Below are 20,317 nucleotides of genomic sequence, written 5' to 3' on the forward strand. Positions count from 1 at the left end.
TGGCGGAGCGACGACGGGCCGCCTCCCGGTCCGCACCCGAGGGAGCGGACGGGCGCTTGCCTCGACAGGCTACCCCTTGGCCACTACTGTGCCTCGCCCATGAAGCTCACCCTGCGGAACCTCGGACGGCTGCGCGAGGCGACCATCGACCTGGACAAGGACCTCATCCTGCTGACGGGGCCCAACAACACGTCGAAGACATACGTCGCGCACGCCCTCTATGGGTTCGGGGAGGAGTTCCACACGAATGTATCAAGGGCCGTGGGTTCAGCCCTCAGCGAGTGGGTCAAGGAGCGCCAGGAAAGCGAGACGGTTTTCAGGGTCGATGTGGTGGCGTTCGTCGATCAATACCTGCGGCGCATCTTGGACGAACTCGCGCGCGCATTCCGCGGGAGGCTCACGGACATCCTGGCCTGCGGTGAAGAGTTCGTTGCCCGGGCCGAAGCAAGGATGGACCTGGACGAAGCGCAACTGGCCTCGGCCAGGCAGGCTCTGCTCGCGATGGATGAGCGGCAGGAGTGGACGACCATCGGGCTGACCGAGCACAAGGTGGCTGGGGAGCCCCTTTGGACTTTCGAACGGCTACCTAAGTCCGCTCCACTGGAAGTGAGCGGCGCGTCTGCGTTGCCCCGGGTGGACTTACCGGTGCGCTCATTCGCCTATTGGCGTATCGCGGCGGCGATATCGGACTTGTTTCTGCGAATGCCCTGGTACACGCATGTGCTCACCGCCGAGAGAGCGGCCATCCAGCTCTTCAGCCGCGAACTGGCCAGCAAGCGCACGGAGCTCGTGGATGACCTGATGCAGCTCAGGAGCAGCGCGGGCCACCGAGCGGACCCTCGGGATGCATTGTGGGAGACGTTGGGGCACCGGGCCCGGCGCTATCCGCTTGCCATCCGCAATAGTTTGCTCATCGCCAATGACCCTGCGACATACAAAGGAAAGACCTCCTCCTTTGCTGCGCTCGCGGATCAATTGGAGGGCAAGGTGCTGGGCGGCGCCATCCGCATGGATGAAGAGGGCGAGATGTCGTTTCATCCGAGCGAGTCGGACACCCGCCTGAGTCTGCACCTGTCCTCCTCTTCCGTGAAAGCGCTGGCGGGGCTCTCCTTCTTTCTTCGTCACGTCGCGGAGAAGAGCCAGTTCCTCATCATCGACGAGCCCGAGCTGAACCTCCACCCCGACAACCAGCGCCGCGTGGCCCGGGTGCTCGCCCGGATCGTCCGCTCCGGCATCAAGGTGCTGATCAGCACCCACAGCGACTACATCATCCGCGAGCTCAACAACCTCATCATGTTGAGCGCGGACAAGGACGGCAGCGTGCGGCAGCGGCTGGGCTATGACGAGGAGGAGACCCTCTCGCCCTCTCAGGTGGGGGCCTATCTGTTCGACTCGGAGAAGGCCAACCCCATCCCCGTCACCCCGACCGGAATCGAAGTGGCGACCATCGAGCGGGAGATCAACGCGCTCAACACCGTGTCGCAGGACATCTACTTCACCCTGTTTGGTGGCACCGGCGGATGACCGGTCTGCTCGAAGCGGTCCAGGGCATCCTCGAACCCGCGCGCATCGTCCCAGCACCCATGACCCTGGACGAGGAAGCGGAGGCGAGCCGGTGCCCGCCCCTCCAGGTGCGCGGGACGACTCCGCACTGGGCCCTGCGGCTGCGCTCGGATGACCACCTGCCCCTCCTGGCCGCGCTGGCCAAGGAGCGCAGCGTGCGCCGGCTGCCGGACTACCTCGTCTTCAGTGAGCCCCGGATTCCCGCGCAGCGTCCCGAGGACGTGGCGCTGCAGGTGCTGGTGTGCGAGCTCAAGTCCAGTGCGGTGGGCGCCGAGGCGGCCCTGGCCCAGGTGCAGCTGGGCAAGCTGCTCGCGGAGTACCTGGTGCGGGTGGCCACGCTCACGCTGGGCGAGTCCGAAGTCCCGAAGCTCTGGTGCTGCGGGCTCATCGCCAGTCCGGAGTTCCCGGCCAGCCTGCTCGCCAAGGGGAGCATGCGTCCGGGCAAGGTGGAGCTGCCCAACCGCTTCGACAAGTTGTCGAGGATGCGCATCTACCACTCGCCGGGAGGCGTGGAGCTCCGGCTGGAGAGCTTCTTCTCCTGAAACACGGGCCACGCTCGGGAGCCGGAGCGCCACGAGGGCGCCGGCCCCGGAGCCGGAGCGTGCGTCAGATGGGGCTGGAGGGCTCGGAGATGCCCTCGAGCGTCTCGGCCACCTGCTGCTCGCTGACCTCGCCGGTGAGGTCGCCCAGCGCGACGATGCCCACCAGCTTCTTGTTGCGGTCCACGACGATCATCCGGCGGATCTGCTTCACCTTCATGTTGCGCAGCACGCCGTCCACGTCGTCGTCATCGAAGCAGTACTCGATGCCGGAGCTCATCGCGTCGGCCACCTGGGTGGTGTTCGGGTCCCTCCCCAGGGCGATGGCGCGCACGACGATGTCGCGGTCGGTGATCATTCCCAGGATGCGCTGGCCGTCGCAGACGGGCAGGGGGCCCACGTTGAGGCTGCGCATCTTCTCGGCGGCATCGCGGAGGGTGTCATTGGGGTTGATGACCTCCACGTCGCTCGACATCACTTCACGAATGATCCTGGCCATGGCCGCTCCTTGGTGGGTGCCCCGCGAGGGGGGGTGCTCCTCCGGAGAACCGTGGGGAGCATCCCGGCGAGGGGCAACGCGGGCCGGGGCCGTCCTCCCGGAGAGCGCACGGGCGGGCGGGCCGCGAGGCGAGCCGGAGCGAGGGGCTCGCCCGGTGACTCCCTCAGGCGGGAGCCATCCACTGGCCGGGCTGGGGCGCGTCGCGCCACACGTGGCGGCCCGTGTCCGGGTCCTTGTGGAAGCGCATGAAGTCCCCCAGGCCCGTGTCGAGCGCGCGCGCGTCCAGCGCCTCGGCCACCCTGCCGATGAGGTCGAGCACCTCGTCCCCGGTGCCGTGGACGATGAGCTTCACACGGGGCGCCGGCTCCCAAGGGCCGAGCTCGAAGGTGATGGAGAAGCCATCGCCGTGGAAGGAGCCCTCGGCGAGCGTGGGGAAGAAGATGCTGGGGAGCACCTCGCGCAGCTGGCGGATGACGGCCTCGCGCGGACCGAGCGGAGGAGGCGACCAGCCTTCGGGGAAATCCCTCACCGAATCGAAGCCCGCTGCGCCCATCAGATAGATGATCCAGCTCATGCCGCACCTCGTGATCCACCCGCTTGATGAGGAACACAATACGGCAGGTGTCTGACGTTGCCGGATGCGGGGATTCAGGGGGGTTGAAGTGTCCGCTCGCGGCCGGACCCCCCGGACGGCGGTGCAACCCCGCGATCCGGCGCGGGAAGAACCGGTTCAAGGAAACACGCGGCGGCTCCCATTCGGGGACGAGCGTGGACCTGAGCGCGGTGTGGGTGACGGGGCCCGGAGACGCGTGGGCGGTGGGGGCGCGTTATCCGGCGTCCACGCACGGGGTTCGAATCCAGGGCCTGCTGTCGGCGCCGAGGCCGTGAGGCGGGGGGAGCCGGAGTCCGGGAAGCTGGGCGCGTGTGCGATGGCGGGCGCGATGGCGGCAGCCAGGGTGTGCACTTGCAGCGAGGTGGAAGCAGACGGCGAGTGCGGCACGGGCTGTCTGCAAAGTCCCAGCGTCGCTGAATGCGCGAGCGGCCGGGTGGACGTGAAGTACAGAGCTGTCGTGATTGAGATAGGATTGGGGAAAGCTCGCGCGGCGGGGGCGAGCGGGGGTGGAGACCATGCAGCCGAGACTGACGATGCGGACCCTGTCAGCGGAGACGAATCCGGCGGAGCCGGCGGCATGGCTGCGGTTCATCCCGCGAGAGCTGTGGGTGAGCTGGCGATTCGTGGGAGGAGACGTGTCGTCGGCGGTGGTGCCGCCGCTGTTGTTCATCGGGGCGGCGAGCAGCCATCACGGCCTGGGAGCGGGAGCGGTGTTGGGGGCGCTGGGCCGGGGAGCGCTGTACTTCTGGCTGTTCGCGTATGCCTTTGGACTCTCCAACCAGCTGGTGGGGGTGGAGGAGGATCGGGTGAACAAGCCGCACCGGCCGCTGGTGCGGGGCGAGGTGTCGGTGAGGGGGACTCGCTGGCGGTGGGTGGCGTGCATGACGCTGCTGACGCTGGTGGGGTGGGCGTTCGGGGTGTGGGAGTGGGCGCTGCTGTGGCAGGTGATCATCGTGGTGCACAACGAGGTGGGGGGAGCGAAGCGCTGGTGGGCGAAGAACCTGCTGATCGCGCTGGGGGTGGTGACGCAGCTGGCGGCGGCGTGGGAGCTGGTGGGGCCGCTGACGGCGGTGACGTGGCGGTGGATGGGAGTGCTGTCGAGCGTGGTGTTCATGCTGGTGTCGCTGCAGGACCTGAGGGACCTGGAGGGAGACAGGGCGAGCGGACGCAAGACATTCCCGTTGGTGTTCGGGGAGAAGCCGACGCGGTACGTGTTGGGGACGCTGTTCGGGCTGCTGCCGCTGGCCATCCACGAGGTGTTGATGAAGCCGCTGGGGCTGACGGCGGCGGTGGTGGCGTGCGACGTGGGGCTGGCGGTGGTGAGCTGGGTGATTTCAGCGCGGGTGGTGGGGTGGAGGACGCGGAGCGCGGACCACCGGACGTACCTGCTGTTCACCTACTGGTACTGCCTGGCGCTGCTGAGCACGATCGTCGTGCTGTGAGGGGCGGCGAGGCCCCGGAGACTCAGCGCAGCTCGAGCGAGCGCACCATCTCATCCACGACGGCCTGGTTGCCCGCGTAGTCGAGCCCGCGCACGGCGAGGGTGCTGACGCGGACGACGGAGTCCCCATCACCGATGGCATAGAGGTACTCGCGGGTGCCCGGGGGAAGCAGGGGAGAGTCCTGGGTGGCGCGCAATTCCAGACGCACGGCGGGGTGCCCGGCGAGGGTGAGCCGTTCCTGCTGGAGGACCTCATTGCTGGAGCCCGTGCTGCCCTGGACGAAGGCATCGAGCGGCATGGGCTCGCGCTTCACGGAGACGGCGACGAGCGGCTCCTCGCTATTGGGCTGAACCTCGAAGGGAGTGGGGTGGAAGAAGCGGCAGGGCTCCACACCCTTGCCCGTGTTCGTCGTCCAGCCGGAGGGATAGACAATCGAGTACCGGCCCGCGGGATTGGAGCACCGGGGGCGCGAAGCCTCCTGGGAGCGGGCCGCCTCCATGCGCTGGCCCGCGCACCCGCTCACGGAGAGCACGGCGAGACAGAGGGCGAAGCGCCACGTCGTGGGAACCATGAGTCCACCTCCAGGCCCGAGGGCCGTATGGGGAAATGGCCCATGGTAGGTGGGCGAAGCGAGACGGGAAGCACTCCGGGCGCACTCGTCACGAACTTGTCCAACTGTTGGACAAGTTCTGGAACAACGGACCCGGAGGGGTTGCACCTGGTGGAGCAGCGGGGGACGAGGAGGGTGGTGTTGCCGGTGTCGGTGCTGTTCCTGGGGCTGTCATTGGGAGTGACGTTGCTGGAGGCGATGACCCGCATCCGGATGGCGAGGGCCCCAGGTTGAGTCCGTGCATGCTCCCTCTCCCTCTGGGAGAGGGCTGGGGTGAGGGTCTACCGGTCCGTTCACCGTGGGGTCCTCCCGCGGAGCCCGGAGTCCTCACGGAAACCAAATCGTGGCTCCGGCCCGCGCCGCCCCCTATGCTGGTGCGCCGAGCGAGAGGGCCGGGGCACCCGTGGACCCTCTCGCCAGGGAGGGACACATGCGTCGGCACGGAAGTCTTCTGGGAAGGCGAATCGCTGCTCTGGTGGGCGTACCGTGGATGCTCGGGTCCACGCTGGCCTGGTCCGCGGAGCAGGAAGTGGCGGCCCAGGAAGTCACGGCGCACGCGAGGGACATTCCCACGCGGGACTTCATCAACCTCCGCTTCGGGGCGAGCACGGGCAGCAACCGGATGGAGATGTGCCTGGAGATCTCCCCGCTGGAGGCCTGGAGCCTGGAGGCGTGCGGCACCGGGAGCGAAATCCTGCACCATGCGGAATCGCCCGAGCTGGCGCATTTCCGGGGCAAGTACACGCTGACGAACTGGAAGACGGAGATTGGCTGGCTCCAGCCGCGCGTGGGGGTGGGGTTCACCGAGCTGCAGATTGGCCGGGACGACCCGGGCTTCCAGTTCCTCGGGGTGGGGCCGCGCGGCATGGAGACGGCGGGGCCGGAGGCGTCGCTGGGCATCCGGGGCCTCTACCCGGTCATCGGGGGCTTCGACCTGGTGGGCGAGCTGAGCTTCAGCATGGCCTGGCTGCGGTACGCGCCGCAGCTGGCCAACCCGCAGTCGGAGTTCCAGCCGGCGGTGAGCCTGACGGTGGGCGGGGGCTTCTAGCGCGCGGGCCGTGCCTGGAGCCCGCGGGTGAGGAAGAAGCCGAGGGCGGGGACGCAGACGGCACCGGCGAAGGCCACGAGGAACGAGCCGGTGTCCACCGCGTAGGCGCCAATGGCCGAGTACGCGGCGGCGATGCCCAGGTTGGACAGCGCGCAGACGGCGAGGAAGCGCCGCCAGGGCATGCGGTTGAAGCCGGCGAGCACCACCGAGGCCTCGGCGAGGACGGGCACGCCCCGGCACACCACCAGCGCCCAGGGGCCCAGGGCCGAGGTGACGCGGGCCGCGCGTCCCTCGTCGTGGCCCACCAGCCGCCGCAGCGCGGTGGCGCTGGCGCCCTGCCCGAGGAGGTAGCCCGCCACCGAGCTCCCCATCAGGCCCACCCACGACACCGCCGTGCCGGCCCAGAGCCCCAGCAGACTGCCCGCGGCCAGGTTGACGAGGCTGGAGGGCACCGGCAGCACGATGTCCGCCGCCAGCAGCCCCGCGAGCACCCCGGCCATCCACCCCCGCGAGTGGGGCATCTGGAGGAAGGCCGTGGTGGCCGCGTGGATGCGGTCCTCCCAGAGGAAGAAGGGCACGAGGATGGCCGTGAGGAGCAGGGCTCCCAGCGCGGTCCACCCCGCCACCGTGCGAGCCCGGGACACCGGGGCCTCCGTCGCTCTCTCCATCATCACGGGCGGACTGCTTTCAGGTGCTTCATGGAGGCCCACTCTAACCCGCCCCCCGAATCGCCTGATACGTTCGGGGGGCCGGGGAGGACCGGGGCGGTCCGGGCAACACTTCACCCGGCCGCCCCAGGCCCGGCGAGGCCTACTGCACGGTCCAGGCGGCGGTGCCGCTGCAGCTGCCGCTCGAGAAGCAGCCGGCGCGCAGCTCGTAGTTGCCCCCGGCGCCGGCCGGGACGGTGTACGTGAAGTTGGAGCCCTGGCCGCCGCACGCGTCGTCGTTGGAGATGACCTCGGTGCCGCCCGGGTTGAAGAGGCGCAGGTAGGTGTCGCCGGAGAACGAGGCGCCCGTCACGCCGCAGGTGCCCAGGGTGAGCGTCTGGCCCGCCGTCAGGGCGATGACCTTCTTGGCCGTGTTCACCGTGGCGCTGGTGGTGTTGGCCGCGGTGTAGCTGAAGGTGTTTCCGCCCGGGGTGCTTCCACCCGCCAGCGCCACCTTCCACGCGCCGCGGCCGTAGGTGCCGGCGTGCAGGAAGTGCGGCGAGTCATCCACCTCGAGGTCCATCACCACCAGGCCCAGCGGCAGGCCGAGCGAGAAGGCGATGAAGTTGTCACCGCCGTCGGTGCTCTCGTACACGCCCACGTCGGTGCCCACGAAGACACGCTGGGTGTCGAGCGGATCAATGGCCACCGAGTTGGCCGGGACGTTGGGCAGGCCGGCGCCCACCGCCGTCCAGGTGGTGCCTCCGGTGGTGGAGCGGTAGAGGCGCGAGGCGCCGAAGCCCGAGCGGGTGATGAACACGCGCTGCGGGTTGCCCGGCGTCATGGCCACGTCCGACACGTTGCCGCCCGGGTAGTTGCCGGTGACGTCCGTGAAGGTGGGGCTCGCGCTGGCCGCGTCCGCGGAGAAGTAGACGCGGCCGGCGGCGGTGCCCACGTAGGTGGGGAGCATGGCGCCCTGCTGCATGGGCGTGATGACGGACACCCGGCCAACGTTTCCGGACACGGCCGTCCAGGTGAACGGGCTGGCGGACGTGACGCCGCGGTACACCACGTCCGAGGCCACGAAGAGGTAGCCATTGCCCACGGCCAGCGGCGTCACCCAGGGGAAGTTGCTGGAGGAGGTGAGGCCCGTGCTCGGCAGGTAGCTGAAGGTTCCCGCGCCGCCGCCCGAGGTGGAGCGGAGGATTTTCGGGTAGCCGCCCGAGGGGTAGCTCGTCTGGAAGACGATGTTGGGGTTGGCCGGGTCCAGCGCGTTCATGAAGCCGTCACCCGTCACCTGCGTCAGGTTCCACACGATGCTGTTGCTGCGGCTCAGCGAGGAGTTGTCCTGCGCGCCGCCGAACACGATGTCCGAGTTCGAGGGGTGCACCGCAATGTCATAGAACTGCGTGACATTGAGGTTGGAGTTCATGTTGGTGAAGTTGGCGCCGTTGTCGTCGGTGCGCCACAGGCCGCCGTCACCGCCAATCCAGAAGCGGTTGCCGTTCGTCCTGGAGAACAGCACCACGTGGATGTCCTGGTGCACCTTCTGGCTGCTGCCCCAGCCGGTGGTGAGGAAGGTGTAGGTGGCGCCGCCGTCGGTGGACATGGACGGACGGATGGTGCCCACGAGGATGGCGTTCGTGTTGGTGGGGTGCACGGAGATGGCCTGGTTGTAGGTGCACTGGCCCTCGCAGGCGGTGCTGGAGCGCAGCGTCCAGGTGGCCGCGCCGTCGAGGGTGCGGTAGACGTTGCCGCCCATCAGCACGTAGAGGACGTTGCTGTTGCTGGGGGACATGGCCAGGCGCATGCGCGAGCCGGAGACGGTCATGCCGGAGATGGCGATGGACCAGGTGGCGCCGCCGTCGGTGGACTTGTAGACGCCGGAGCCCGGAGCGGCCGCGTACACGGTGGCCGAGCCGGGGACGAAGACGATGTCCTCCACGTTGACGCTCAGCACGCGCGTCCAGGTGGCGCCGCGGTCCGTGGAGCGGAACATGCCGGCGCCGGACAGGGAGCCGGTGCTGCTGCAGGTGCCGGAGCCACCGGCGAGCACCACGTTGGTGTTGGTGGGCTGCACGGCCACCGCGTTGACGATGGACAGGGGCATGTTGGTGGTGCCGCTGCCATTCTTCGCCGCCCAGGTGGAGCCGCCGTCCTGGCTCAGGAAGACGCCCTGGCCGAAGTAGCCGGCGCAGCCGCCCCCGTTCTTGTCACCGGTGCCCACCCACACGTTGCTGGGGGCGGAGGGCTCCACGAAGATGGAGCCGATGGGCAGGGTGCCCACGGAGTCGAAGAGCGGCGTCCACGAGGCGCCCGCGTCGGTGGTCTTCCACACGCCGCCGGCGGCCCCGCCGAAGTACACGGTGTTCTCGTCGGTGGGGTGGGGGACGATGACGTTGGTGCGGCCGGAGACGCGGCCCATCACCCAGCTGCCCATCTGCATGGACGAGGGGCCGATGGACTGCCACACCTCGCCGGGGCCCAGCATCATGGCCCGGGCGCTCACCTGGTCCTTCAGCTCGCGCGCCGCCCGGGCGCGCTCGGCGTTGGCGTTGGGGACGCGGTCGAGCCCGCGCGACTCGATGAACCAGCGCTGGCGCTGTTCAATCTGGTAGCTGTCGTCGCGGTTCTTCCCGCGGCGCTCGGAGGGGCGGGAGTACTCCTCTTCTTCTTCAGCCCATGCGGTACCACCGAGCGCCAACAGGGCGCTCACCATCACACGGGCGGGCCATCGGGATTGATGCTTCACGGGTTCTCCTCCATTCGGAGTGCGTTGCGGGTTTCGGGGGTGGGGGATGGTGGCCGGAGCCTGGGCGCGCTCATAGCACCCGGCATCCGGGAAAAACAAGTTTTTCAGGAGTGAGGGAAATGTGCTGTGGCGGCGGTGGGCGCTTCCAACCAGACAGCCTGACTTTCATCCCGGACGGATTGCGGCGCCCTGACGCCCATCAATGCCTGTCAGAGGGCTCCCGTATCCCCAGACACACGGCGGGGATGAGCCCTGGCCGTGAGGAGCGCACCGTGTCGAAAGCCCATACACTCAGCGACGACTTCAACGGCGACGCGACGGACACCCGCGAGTGGCTCGCTTTCGGAAGTGCCGGGGAGACCCACCAGCGCCTGGTGGTCCGCCTCTCCGGACTCAGCAACAACGCCTCGGGTGACGTCTCCGGGGCCGCTTACGACCTGACGGGCTCCAGCTTTGGGCGGAGAATCCAAGAGCTTCCGGGGAACCCAGGGAATGAGCCCGTCGCTGCACAGCTCGCTACCGTAGCATGGGAGCCATCCCACCTCGATGAGTCCCCATGGAGTCAGGCTGGAGCGCGCAACAGCTGGAGTCTTCTACACTCGGCCCAGCCTGCCTCCAACGAAGGCAGGTCCGGGTGCACCTCTCTTCGCGACCAGGCGGACTGCACATTACGCATGGCTTGGCGGGTCAGGGTGCCATGCTCCTGGGCACGGAGCCTGGCGGGCAAAAAATCCTTGCTTTGCTCGCTCTCGGGCACCAGTTCTCCGTGATGCAGGTAGAGGATCCACGTCTCGATGCTCCAGGTGGGCACCATCAGGGCAATGGCTTCGCCAGGGTCCATGGCGGCCTGGCCCTGGCCACGCAGCCGGGCGTTGAGCGAATCCCGTCGTCCGGGCACGCCCACCTTATCCCCATCAATGCCTACCATCAGGGCCCGATTCTCACGCCGCCACTTGCGGTACTGCAGAACCCATGTGGGGAGTTGCTCCCGCACCCACTGCTCCGCCGAGCGTACCCCCTTGGGCGCGACACGCCTGTCGAGGACCTGCCAACCCTCCTCCTCACAGATGGCGGCGAAGAACTGCTCCTGCATCCGGTCCTCGCACAAGAGGGTGATGCGCAGCGGCTCATTCTTCTTCGCCATAGCGCCCCCGAAGCCAGTCGGAAGCCCGTAAGCCCTCCTCGAGATCGATCTTCAGCGGCTTGAGCCGCGTGGGCCCTCCTCCTGGCCTGGAGAAGATCCACGCATGGTCCGCCGCCAGGTAATCAATCACCTCCGGGTTATGAGAGATGATGAGGAGCTGGTTACCCGCCTCACGGGAAATCTCGCTGAGCCGGACCAGCCATGGCTGGAGTTCCGCCAGCTCAATGAAGTTGTCGGGCTCGTCGAAGCAGACCAGCGAGGCGCCCTTCGCGCTCGCGTGCAGCAGCGCGTAGAGCACCACGAGGGTCCGCTGCCCCTCGGACAGCTCGGTGAAATCGAGATCGTACGCCCCTGCCCCGGGCCAATTGAAGCTGGCGGTCAACACCTTCGCTCGGCCGCTGGCCATGGCCTTCAGCGTGCGAAATCCAGGGAGGACTTTTCGGAGGTTCTCATTGGCCACTGCAATGGCGTCCGGCTGCTCTTGCAGCGTGTGGCGGTACCAGGAGGCAAAGTTGTTGGCATTGCGCTCCAGGAAGGGTGTCTCGCGCTGGCTGGTGGCGCCGATGCTGCGGACATCCAGATTCAGTAGCCAGATGTTTGCCAGGAATTGCCGGAACCAGGCGATCCTGGGAGAATTCCCGGGCTCGATCGTTGCGATGTAGGAGCGTTCGGACGTGTAATGAAAGAACAAACCTGGTTTGAGAGCGCCGGGGATGAGAGCTCCTTCGTAGAGAGTGACTCCGGACTCGTTGCTCTCGAATAGGAGGAGACCTTCGAACTCCAGCTTCTCCTGCTGAATCCTGGTCACCTGCTTTTCACGCTCATGGTGGAGTTCGAGCACATACCGGAAGGTGCCCTCGTTGGGCTGCTGGACCTCTAGCTCGAACCGTTGCCGCGAGTCCTTCCGGGTGCGTGAGAGGGTCTCCGTGGGGAAGGCCGCCGAGGCCTCCTTATCCCAGACGAGCAGATCCTGCAGGCCCCCGAGCACCTCGAAGAGCGACGTCTTGCCCGAGCCGTTGCGGCCCACGAGGAGGTTCACCGCCGCCGGTTGAAACTCGAAGTTGAAGAGGGACTTGTAGTTGTCGGCGTAGAGTCGCTTCAGCATGCCTCACCCCGGAGCACGGCTGCGGTGCGGTGTAGGCAGGTGGGGTAACACGCTGGAATGGACACGTACAATCGGAGACTTCTGGGAGTGTCACGCTCCCGTGCCAATGGACCTGCTGGGGTGGACCTGCCCCCAGGTACCGTGGTTGCGGTGCCGCGCGGCGCACGTTCAGGGTGCTGCGGGGCTCCACCCGCTCTCCATTTCCAGAGGGAAAACGGGGTTGTGCCTCAGGTCCCGAGGGAGGGCGGATCCGCCCTTCGCGGCTTCGATTCCCGCCGCCTCCAATCGAGCCGGGCCGGTGGAGACGCGGTGCGGCCCTATTGGGCACACGCCGGCCCGGATGGTCCCCAGGGAGGGGCAGGCTCATGCGTTCAGTGCTGGCCAGCGCTCGTACGCTCCCCGCCCCTCGGAGGGGCTTGAGCGACCTGGACGCGGCCTGCTGCACTCCGACTTCCTGACGGCCTCCCCGCCCGGCTTCGTTTCCTTCGCCAGCGCGCTCCCGCCCCTGCTTCCCGTCAGACGAAGGGACGTGCCATCCGCCTCCCGTGCCGCATGGGAGCACGAGAGGGCCCGCGTGGCAGATGCCATCCCGAACCGGGCCTCACTCGCCAGAGGGCCCGGGTCCCTTCGTGCCAGGGAGCCCTGCGCCTCGCTGCCAGCCCCGCGCCGGGGCCAGGCTCGTGGGCAACCCCAGGTGCTCTAGAATCGCGCGCACCCCCTGCTGCTCCCTTCACGTACGCCAAGACCCGCCGCCTGCCTCCACACCTCAAGCACGCGAGCACATCGATCATCAGGACGCAAACGACAAAAACGGCCGGAGAGGGGGACGGCATGCTCGATGGTGACGTCCTCCCCCAGCACGATGACCCGCTCGACGAGCAAGCGGACGAGGCGTTGGCGCCCGGCGAAGTCGAGCGCCTCCAAGCCGTCCCGGATGGCTGCGGCGAACGCCTCGAGGTCGGCCCCCAGCCGCTCCATGCGTGCCCCCTCGGCGTGTTGAGCCTCCAGGTGCTCGACTCGCGTGCGCGTGGCCTGGAGCGAAGCTTCCAGCCGCTCGCGCCGGACCTTGAGCTCCTCTACCTCGATGGCGCCCTGTTGGTAGGCGTCGATGAGCCGGTCAATCTGCCCCTGCAAGTGCCGGCAGGCCCCTTCCAGCCGCGCTCTCTCCTGGTTCGCGGCCTGCGAGTTCTCACGGCGCTCCTGCCAGGTTTCCACCTCCTTCTGAAGCATCTGCGGCTGCTGGAGCCAATCACATAAAGCCTTCCACACCACCGCATCGAGTTCCTCAGCTCTCACGCGCCGGGCGGTGCAGCGCTCGGCGCGGCCGGTGTCCACCGCGGAGCGACGCTGGCAGGCGTAGTAGTGGTACTCGTAGGGGTGTCGTTGGCGATGGGTCAGGTGGTGGCATTCCATCCTCAAACCGCACCCACCGCACACCACCAGCGAGCGCAGCAGGTAGTCGTGGCGGACATTGCGCGGGCTCAGCAGCTTGTTGCGCGCCAGACGCTCTCGCACTTCGCGCTGCTCTTGCTCTCCCACCACGGCAGGCACAGGCACCTGCAGCCATTGCGCCCTGGGTCGCGCCCGGTGGCTGCTCTTGGCGTTCTTGCGGTACTTGCCAGGGTGGCGTGGCCGGGTGGGTTCCACCGGCTCGCGTTTTCCGTAGGTGGCCATGCCCGCGTAGGCCGGATTGGTGAGAAGGGTATACACCGTGGACTGGCGCCACAGGTTGGCTTTGCGCGGGCGGACCCCCTGGGCATTGAGGCGCCTGGCCACCTGACGCGCACTGAGGTCCTCCTCCAACACCCAGCGGAACATCTGGCGCACGTGCGTGGCCTCCTCTTCGTCCAGGACGATGATGCCCTGAGGCACCTGGGGCGTGCGCACCACCCGGTAGCCGTACGGGGGATTGTAGAAGGGCAGCATCTGCCCGCTTTTCACCTTGTGCATACGCCCGCGGCGGGTGCGCTCCAGAATCTTGGCCCGCTCGTACTCGGCAATCACGCCCTGCATCTGCACCAGCAGCAGGTCCTCGGGTTTCTGGCTGACGGGCCGCTCCAGGAAGTGCACCTGCACGCCGCGCTTGCCCAATTCCTCCAGGACAATCTGCTGGTGGACGTAGTTGCGAGCCAGTCTGTCAGGGGCGTACACCAGCACCAGGTCGAGCAGGCCGTCAGCGGCAGCGTCCCGCAGCGCATCCAGGCCGGGCCTGTCCAGGCGTGAGCCGCTGTAGCCCTCATCCACGTAGCGGTGCTCGGCGGCCACCACCAGCCCCATGCCCTCAGCGGCCTTCTCCAGGGCCGCCAGCTGCGAGGCCACCGTCCTCTCCTCCTGCTGGCGCGTCGTCGACACTCGCGCATACATCGCCGTCCTCTGTGTCATGGCCCTCCTCCTTGCTGTCCTCCTGGCCCCTTGGCTCCTGACTGAGCGACGCTGCCCCGGGGCCTGTCTTTCTTGCCGACGAGCCGCTGCGGGCTGCCTCCAGCAGCAGCCTGACGGCCCTGCTCAGCCGCTCCTCGCCGTCCGGGGCCGGGCGCGCCCTCCACTTCACTTTCCAAACACGCTTGCCCATCCCGCTCGCCTGACGGCCTCTGCTGCTGAGGACATGGGTCGCCTGGCTGAGCGGCTACGCGCGAAGCCGACGGGCGCCTGGACAGCCTGAAGACCCGGCGGTGCAGCGAGAAGCGGATGGGGTTTTTGCCGTTTGCGTCTTGAACACGTCGAAGTCGAACGTCCTCTTGAGCAACTCGGCCCAGTCCACTCGCGGCGTCTTCTCCTTCATCGGCTCCTTCCTGGCCGCTACCTCAAGCCTCGCGCTCGCCTCCTCCGCACCTGCTTGAGGGAGCTCCAGGCCCTGCCTGTCGTTCTCGTGAAGGTGCGTATTGGCATGCAGGGAGAAGCCTTCCAGGAAGGCGCACCGGGGCTGCTTTCGGGGAGGGGGCCGCACGTCCACCTCCGTCCAGCGCAGCCGCTGCTGCAGGGAGTGCGCCTGGTACGCCCGCAGCGCGTCCTGGGGCCCTTGCGCGGGCAGCGAGGGCCACATAAGGTCGCGTGGTGTTGAGGCTTGAGCAGCCACAGCCAACAGGCCCAAGCCCCCTGCTTCCCTGAGCTGCCCCTGCTGGCAGGACGGCAGGGCCGACGTGTGCCTCAAGGGGGCTGCACGGTGAGTGCACCGGCATGGCGCACTTCTCTTGGGCTCCCGTCAGCAGCCTTCCCCTGCCTCTCTGCTCCAACCCCCAGGGCTCAACAGGGCCCCCATGCCTCCTATACGCCATGATGCCGCGAACGGTTGAGACAAAGACTCCCTGGGTGGATTCCGGATCGTCTCCCATCCAAAAAAATGGCGCCCCCCTTGTCAGGGCCTTACGTTCACGAGCCGTATCCAGGCGACCCTAAAACAGGACTGGAGCCGACCCTCCAGAGGCAGGTGGACCCTTTATGCTCAGAATCACGAAAGAGCAGCTACAAGTCTTCAGGCGGCTATCGCGGCAAAGCTTTGTCGAGGAGATGCTCGGCCATCTGCACCAGTTCACTCCGGTGCATGCACGGAGCCTCCGGCCGAAGACGCTGCGGTCGATCATCGAGCTGGGCATTCAACGGGCAAACGGGCATGGATGGACCCAGCGTGGGCCGGTGCGCTTGTACATCGAGGTCATGTTTACCCTGGGCAGCGACTTCGATTCCGATCCACAGTTTCCGTGGGCCGCCACGATCCTCGGACAGGAGCTGGCGGACGAACTCCAAGGTATCCGTGCGCACGAACTCTACCGCGCCACGAGCACTTTCCTGGACGCCGCGGCCGGTCCCGACGGCCAGTACACCCTGGATGCACTGCGGCGTGCTCGGGCTGTCGGCCTGAAGCCAGCCATCGGTCCGTTCGCCGAATGGGACCGATGGATGCTGGAGGAACTTCAAGTCCTTGGGCCCGAGAAGTCGCGTTACGTCGGTGAGCAAGATCTTCGGGACTTGCTCCGGCACGCACGCGCACAGGCGCGAGCGCATGGCGCACAGACCTTGGTTGACGAGGCGCTCATCGCCTTGCTGATGTTCGGGCTGGGCCATGGCTGCTTGACGGATCCACAATTTCCCTGGATCGCCGCGACCCTTTCAGCACGCAAGGCAAGCGGCGGCTTCGGACGTTTCGAGCGGTTGCGAGGTGTGGCCATGCATTATCTCGGAAGAATGATCGAGAACCTGTCGCGGAGCAGGGGTTCCCAATCCGTGCTTGAACGCCGCGGAGCGAGGTCATGAGCACCACGGGAAGCAGACCGCCCACGGATCCCGCGAAATGCCCGGACGGCTCGAGGCCAGTGGACAATATCTGTGAGGCTTGCTCCCAACCGGACATGGGTTTGGCGATCTTGCCGGTGGTGCGTACCCTGGCACGAAAATCCCCGATTACGGACGACCTCGCGAAGGAAGCTTCACTACTGGGCGGTTTGTACATCAGTGCGGGGGCCTCGGGCTTGGAAGAATACAACTACGTATTGCGTACGCTTCCATCTGGCTACCTGTACGTGTTCAAGCCCACCGCATCGAAGCCATTGATGTGGGACACCTACTCCATCAATGAAAAAGGCCAACTGCTCGGATGCAAGTTGAAGCACGAGCGGTTCCTCGTCATCGATCCCGACAAACACAGCGAGGTGTGGCTGGCTTTCAGTTACTACCGCTGGACCGATGCCGTCCTGGCCAACTACGCTGCCGATGCGGGCAGCCGCCGCAACCGTATGAGCAAACTCGACGTGAAGGCGGCCGTGGCTGGTTCCCCGATTGATCACTCTCAAAAAGTAGTGCGGTTGGGCTCATCCGATGCAAAGGAAGTCAAGGGGAAAGATATTGAGACCATGGTGGCTGATTACGCACCACAGAAAATCGTATCCTGGCTGAACTCGAATTTGTCTGGCTCCATCATGCCGAGCAACAGCCCGCGCCTGTACAACAGCAACTCGCGGAACTCGTGGAACCTGCTCTCGCCCATTCCTGAGCGTGGGAGCGACGCCGCGGATGCGCTCGCTGGCATGATGGCGAAGGTCACCAGGGAAAAGAGGGGAAAGCAAAAGCATGGCGCCATCCTTGTATTGAAGGACGACCTCGGGCTAGCATTCAACCTCAATGCGTTGCGCAACGCCGAGGTGCAAAGCATGAATGCGTATGTCGCGGAGAACGAGCGCGCGCAACGAGTCGGTGAATACATCCTGCACTTCGAGGAGATGTTCAAGCGGAACGACCAAGCGAAAAAATGGGAGAACCGCTACAAGCCGCACTACGAACATCAACAATTGAAGCGCGACAAGAACGATTACCAGACCAAGATGGACAGGGACCTTAAGCGCATCAACCGCATGTCCCATGACGTGGCCAGACTGAACAGTTCCTTGAGCGCATGGTGGAGTGATTTTGATCGCTCCGACGATCAATCTGCCAAGGACCGGCAGGAAGCGACAAGCCTGTGTCTGGACGGCGCCGTCATCATCGAGGCCGAGAGAAAGCTGTGGGACGACTGGTTCAAGGAGAGCCTCAGCGATCCCAATGCCATGCTGTGGGGTGCCCTCACGGCCCTCGACGCTGGATTTGACAAGTTCATGCTGGGCGAGTCGCGAACAGATATCGGCAAGACAGACAAAATCACTGATATGGCCGACAAGATAATGGAGGGCGTGAAAAAGTATCGTGAGAACCTAAAGTATCGTGAGAACCTGAAGAAGCGAGACCAACCCGACGCCCTGATGCGCATCGGCGCGGTCATGGTCAACCAACTCATTCGATTGAAGCAGAGCGAACCAGAACTCTACAAAATCGCGCTCAAACGCGTCCTGAGTGTCATATTGGTTCGCACAGACATAACCGTCAAGCTCAGGACCATTCCGCTCAGTCTCTCCCAGGCGGCATGGCTGCTGGCGGAGGCCGCCCATGGACCGCCCGATCCCCGTCTCAAGCGGTTGGTCGATGCCGAGATGACGACCGGCAAGCGCGTCCATGTCCATGTGGTGGGGCCCAGCGGCGCGGTCTTGGTGGGGCCCAGCGGCGCGGACTCGTCCTCGGCGGAAAGGACACGCATGGTCGAGTTCTGGCTGACGGAGGAGACGGCTCGAGCGTTGCCGTCTCCACAGGTGAATCCATTTCGGGAAATGATGGAGTATTTTAAAAAAAACCCGTCTGGGGCGCTGCCCTGGTTGGGGCTGACCCTCCAGATGCTCAACCTGTCCAACAGCATCGAGAGCAGCCGCGATCCGGGCCAGGACGATAAGTCCGATGCGTACTTCAGTGTCCTGTCGGGAACCCTCGGAGTCGCGGGGCTCGCGTTGGAAATGTACTCCAATGGGATGCAGAAGCGGTTGGGGACCAAGGTCTTCGCGAGTATGGCGATGAAGGCTGGAGTCCTGTCATCATTGTCTTCGCTCGTGGATGTCATACAGGCCGCCTCCAAGGCTCATGAGCGAATGAGAGCTGACGATTATGACTCCGCGTTGCTCCACGTGGCCGCGGGTGGTTTCGCAGTGGGCTCCATGGTGACGTCTTTCGTCCCGATTGTCGGTATCCTGCTGGGGGTGGTGAGTGCGCCCGTGGCGGGAATCGTCTGGTTCTTCTCGAGTGTTTTCTTCGCGGCGGGCGGGGTGACATCTCTTTGGTTTGCCAAGGAATCTGAAGATAACAAGCTTGAGGTTTGGCTCAGGAAGTCTTTCTATGGGAAGGGTGTAGGAGGAGCGAAGTATTCAGCCCAGGAACCGGAACAGGAGTTGAATGCACTGCATGAAGTCGTGTATGCCAAGGCCATGGAGATCCAGGACTCGTGGAGCGGTTCCGAGTTCAGCTTCAGGATTGATCTGCCAGGAGCAGGAATAGACAGTGTGATCGACTGCAAGATCTCGCTGCTGGTCCGAGGCGAGAGTCGTCGTGAAATCTTTCATGAAATCATTCAACCCAAGATCGTGAAAGGTCAAGTGGTCGACCCGCACGAACAGAGGCTGAGTGCACGTAGTGAACCCCTTTCGAATGGCTCCCCTCAGTTCAGATGGTTGGAACCGCCAGCCATCAGGAATGACGCCTATGGCGGAAAGCTCAAACTGGAGGACGCTCAGTTCCGGGGGGTCGAGGTCGAACTCTCGTATCATCCCAACGCGAAGGGGATACCGCGGCTCGTGCTCCCGATGGATTCCAAGAAGCGCACGAAGGTGAGCCGTAGATGATTTCTGTCTCGGAATCGAAGGGCCAACTGTGCCTGGAGTCTGAGTGGCAGGCTGAGGTCGACGACCATGCTGGTCCGGCCAGCGTAGTAAAGGTTGGGAACAATGAAGTTAGAGAGAGCCCAGAGCTACAAGTCAGGTGACTATGGGCAGGCTCAAATAAGTGTGGAGGAAGGAGGGGCATTATGAGTAGGCCGTCACATCCGCCAGCACCTTTCGCCTGCCTCCACACCTCACGCAGACGAACACGTCGAAGTCGAACGTCCTCTTGAGCAACTCTGCCCAGTCCACTCGCGGCGTCTTCTCCTTCATCGGCTCCTTCCTGGCCGCTACCTCAAGCCTCGCGCTCGCCTCCTCCGCACCTGCTTGAGGGAGCAGAAATGGCCGCAGTTTGGCGCCTGGAGCGAAGACGCCGTGGAACCTCGTGAGGTTTGCCCGAGGCGGAGGCACTAGGGATGCCAGGCGACGCAGCAACTCCAGCCCGGTGAAGAGCAGGTGCGTGGTGCCGTCCGGCAGCGGGCGCTTCATGCGGTAGGTGATGTGGCCGTCCTCCGCTCGTGACAAACGTTCCAGCGCCAGCGCACCGCGTGCCCCGTAGCGGCATAGCCGCTCCAGTCCCTGCCTGTCGTTGGCATGCAGGTGCGTATTGGCGTGCAGGGAGAAGCCCTCCAGGAAGGTGCACCGGGGCTGCTTTCGGGGAGGAGGCCGCACGTCCACCTCCGTCCAGCGCAGTCGCTGCTGCGGGGAATGCGCCTGGTACGCCTGCAGCGCGTCCTCGGGCCCTTGCGCGGGCAGGGCCCCTCTTTTCTCCAACAGCCGCAGCACCCGGTGCCGCACCACCTTCAGCAGCCGCTCCACCTCTCCGGCACGAAGACGCCGTCCGGCACCAGCGAGTGGAAGTGAGGCGTCACTTGCAAGGCCGAGCCGAAGAACTGGACGTCGCGGACGCACAGCCACTCGCTTCTAGCGCAGCGCCGCGAGGGCCGCGCCGACCTTCGCCACCGTCACCGACACGGGCGTCGTCACCTCCGGAGCGAAGATGGCCACGCGGAGCTCCTCGAAGGCCCACCGAAGCTCCTGCGCCGCCTCCTGGTCACGCACGGTGGCGCGCCTGGCGAGGAAGGTCTCCCACAGGGGGGTGAAGGGCTCGGCCTTCCCCGCGTCCTTG

Annotated in this window: 17 protein-coding genes; 6 read left to right on the forward strand and 11 right to left on the reverse strand. The window is 66.0% G+C overall.

Annotated elements, in window-relative coordinates; all coding sequences use genetic code 11:
- Positions 1–99 precede the first annotated feature (99 nt).
- Both AC16DP_RS37660 and AC16DP_RS37665 read left to right on the forward strand, forming a co-directional pair.
- A complete protein-coding gene (locus AC16DP_RS37660; protein ID WP_329729610.1) occupies positions 100–1,524 on the forward strand; it encodes an AAA family ATPase in 1,425 nt (474 codons plus the stop codon).
- Positions 1,521–2,105, forward strand: coding sequence for a hypothetical protein (locus AC16DP_RS37665; RefSeq protein WP_329729611.1), 585 nt, complete (start codon positions 1,521–1,523; stop codon positions 2,103–2,105). The genes AC16DP_RS37660 and AC16DP_RS37665 overlap by 4 nt, the downstream gene beginning before the upstream one ends.
- A 64-nt stretch (positions 2,106–2,169) precedes the next feature.
- Here AC16DP_RS37665 and AC16DP_RS37670 read toward each other — a convergent pair whose 3' ends face one another.
- Entirely contained in the window at positions 2,170–2,601 is a 432-nt protein-coding gene (locus AC16DP_RS37670) for a CBS domain-containing protein (RefSeq protein WP_329729612.1), read from the reverse strand.
- A 163-nt stretch (positions 2,602–2,764) separates the two neighbouring features.
- A complete protein-coding gene (locus AC16DP_RS37675) occupies positions 2,765–3,175 on the reverse strand; it encodes a hypothetical protein (protein WP_329729613.1) in 411 nt (136 codons plus the stop codon).
- 554 nt (positions 3,176–3,729) lie between these two features.
- Between AC16DP_RS37675 and AC16DP_RS37680 the strand changes: the two genes are divergently transcribed.
- Complete coding sequence (locus AC16DP_RS37680; protein WP_329729614.1) at positions 3,730–4,656, forward strand: UbiA family prenyltransferase; 927 nt, start codon at positions 3,730–3,732, stop codon at positions 4,654–4,656.
- A gap of 22 nt (positions 4,657–4,678) precedes the next feature.
- Here the strand turns inward: AC16DP_RS37680 and AC16DP_RS37685 are convergent, their stop codons facing one another.
- Positions 4,679–5,227, reverse strand: coding sequence for a hypothetical protein (locus tag AC16DP_RS37685; protein WP_329729615.1), 549 nt, complete (start codon positions 5,225–5,227; stop codon positions 4,679–4,681).
- Between the two features lie 529 nt (positions 5,228–5,756).
- Between AC16DP_RS37685 and AC16DP_RS37690 the strand changes: the two genes are divergently transcribed.
- Complete coding sequence (locus AC16DP_RS37690) at positions 5,757–6,314, forward strand: hypothetical protein (protein ID WP_329729616.1); 558 nt, start codon at positions 5,757–5,759, stop codon at positions 6,312–6,314.
- On the opposite strand, the gene AC16DP_RS37695 is transcribed toward AC16DP_RS37690, so the two are convergent.
- The 6 genes from AC16DP_RS37695 to AC16DP_RS37720 form a co-directional block, all read right to left on the reverse strand.
- A complete protein-coding gene (locus AC16DP_RS37695; protein ID WP_329729627.1) occupies positions 6,311–6,985 on the reverse strand; it encodes a TVP38/TMEM64 family protein in 675 nt (224 codons plus the stop codon). The two genes, AC16DP_RS37690 and AC16DP_RS37695, sit on opposite strands and share 4 nt — an antisense overlap.
- Positions 6,986–7,124: 139 nt before the next feature.
- Positions 7,125–9,713, reverse strand: a complete 2,589-nt coding sequence (locus AC16DP_RS37700; protein ID WP_329729617.1) for a WD40/YVTN/BNR-like repeat-containing protein — start codon at positions 9,711–9,713, stop codon at positions 7,125–7,127.
- A 562-nt stretch (positions 9,714–10,275) separates the two neighbouring features.
- Positions 10,276–10,857: a hypothetical protein gene (locus AC16DP_RS37705; RefSeq protein ID WP_329729618.1), complete on the reverse strand. Its 582-nt coding sequence runs from the start codon at positions 10,855–10,857 to the stop codon at positions 10,276–10,278.
- Entirely contained in the window at positions 10,841–11,962 is a 1,122-nt protein-coding gene (locus tag AC16DP_RS37710; protein ID WP_329729619.1) for an AAA family ATPase, read from the reverse strand. Before AC16DP_RS37710 ends, AC16DP_RS37705 begins: the two co-directional genes overlap by 17 nt.
- Positions 11,963–12,661: 699 nt before the next feature.
- Complete coding sequence (locus tag AC16DP_RS37715) at positions 12,662–14,344, reverse strand: recombinase family protein (protein ID WP_329729620.1); 1,683 nt, start codon at positions 14,342–14,344, stop codon at positions 12,662–12,664.
- A gap of 244 nt (positions 14,345–14,588) precedes the next feature.
- Positions 14,589–15,005, reverse strand: coding sequence for a hypothetical protein (locus tag AC16DP_RS37720; RefSeq protein ID WP_329729621.1), 417 nt, complete (start codon positions 15,003–15,005; stop codon positions 14,589–14,591).
- 395 nt (positions 15,006–15,400) lie between these two features.
- Here AC16DP_RS37720 and AC16DP_RS37725 point away from each other — a divergent pair, with 395 nt between their 5' ends.
- Positions 15,401–16,213: a hypothetical protein gene (locus AC16DP_RS37725; RefSeq protein ID WP_329729622.1), complete on the forward strand. Its 813-nt coding sequence runs from the start codon at positions 15,401–15,403 to the stop codon at positions 16,211–16,213.
- Positions 16,210–19,152, forward strand: a complete 2,943-nt coding sequence (locus AC16DP_RS37730; RefSeq protein ID WP_329729623.1) for a toxin VasX — start codon at positions 16,210–16,212, stop codon at positions 19,150–19,152. Before AC16DP_RS37725 ends, AC16DP_RS37730 begins: the two co-directional genes overlap by 4 nt.
- 180 nt (positions 19,153–19,332) lie before the next feature.
- Here the strand turns inward: AC16DP_RS37730 and AC16DP_RS37735 are convergent, their stop codons facing one another.
- Complete coding sequence (locus tag AC16DP_RS37735) at positions 19,333–20,007, reverse strand: transposase (RefSeq protein ID WP_329729624.1); 675 nt, start codon at positions 20,005–20,007, stop codon at positions 19,333–19,335.
- 105 nt (positions 20,008–20,112) lie between these two features.
- The coding region (locus tag AC16DP_RS37740; RefSeq protein ID WP_483956948.1) for a DUF3418 domain-containing protein at positions 20,113–20,317 on the reverse strand (205 nt) is incomplete at its 5' end.

It is taken from the genome of Archangium sp. (genome assembly GCF_057119385.1).

Bases quoted from the DNA above. Each gene is read 5' to 3' on its own strand.
- AC16DP_RS37660 (WP_329729610.1), top strand. From the start codon at position 100: ATGAAGCTCACCCTGCGGAACCTCGGACGGCTGCGCGAGGCGACCATC.
- AC16DP_RS37665 (WP_329729611.1), top strand. From the start codon at position 1,521: ATGACCGGTCTGCTCGAAGCGGTCCAGGGCATCCTCGAACCCGCGCGC.
- AC16DP_RS37670 (WP_329729612.1), bottom strand. From the start codon at position 2,601: ATGGCCAGGATCATTCGTGAAGTGATGTCGAGCGACGTGGAGGTCATC.
- AC16DP_RS37675 (WP_329729613.1), bottom strand. From the start codon at position 3,175: ATGAGCTGGATCATCTATCTGATGGGCGCAGCGGGCTTCGATTCGGTG.
- AC16DP_RS37680 (WP_329729614.1), top strand. From the start codon at position 3,730: ATGCAGCCGAGACTGACGATGCGGACCCTGTCAGCGGAGACGAATCCG.
- AC16DP_RS37685 (WP_329729615.1), bottom strand. From the start codon at position 5,227: ATGGTTCCCACGACGTGGCGCTTCGCCCTCTGTCTCGCCGTGCTCTCC.
- AC16DP_RS37690 (WP_329729616.1), top strand. From the start codon at position 5,757: ATGCTCGGGTCCACGCTGGCCTGGTCCGCGGAGCAGGAAGTGGCGGCC.
- AC16DP_RS37695 (WP_329729627.1), bottom strand. From the start codon at position 6,985: ATGATGGAGAGAGCGACGGAGGCCCCGGTGTCCCGGGCTCGCACGGTG.
- AC16DP_RS37705 (WP_329729618.1), bottom strand. From the start codon at position 10,857: ATGGCGAAGAAGAATGAGCCGCTGCGCATCACCCTCTTGTGCGAGGAC.
- AC16DP_RS37710 (WP_329729619.1), bottom strand. From the start codon at position 11,962: ATGCTGAAGCGACTCTACGCCGACAACTACAAGTCCCTCTTCAACTTC.
- AC16DP_RS37715 (WP_329729620.1), bottom strand. From the start codon at position 14,344: ATGACACAGAGGACGGCGATGTATGCGCGAGTGTCGACGACGCGCCAG.
- AC16DP_RS37720 (WP_329729621.1), bottom strand. From the start codon at position 15,005: ATGTGGCCCTCGCTGCCCGCGCAAGGGCCCCAGGACGCGCTGCGGGCG.
- AC16DP_RS37725 (WP_329729622.1), top strand. From the start codon at position 15,401: ATGCTCAGAATCACGAAAGAGCAGCTACAAGTCTTCAGGCGGCTATCG.
- AC16DP_RS37730 (WP_329729623.1), top strand. From the start codon at position 16,210: ATGAGCACCACGGGAAGCAGACCGCCCACGGATCCCGCGAAATGCCCG.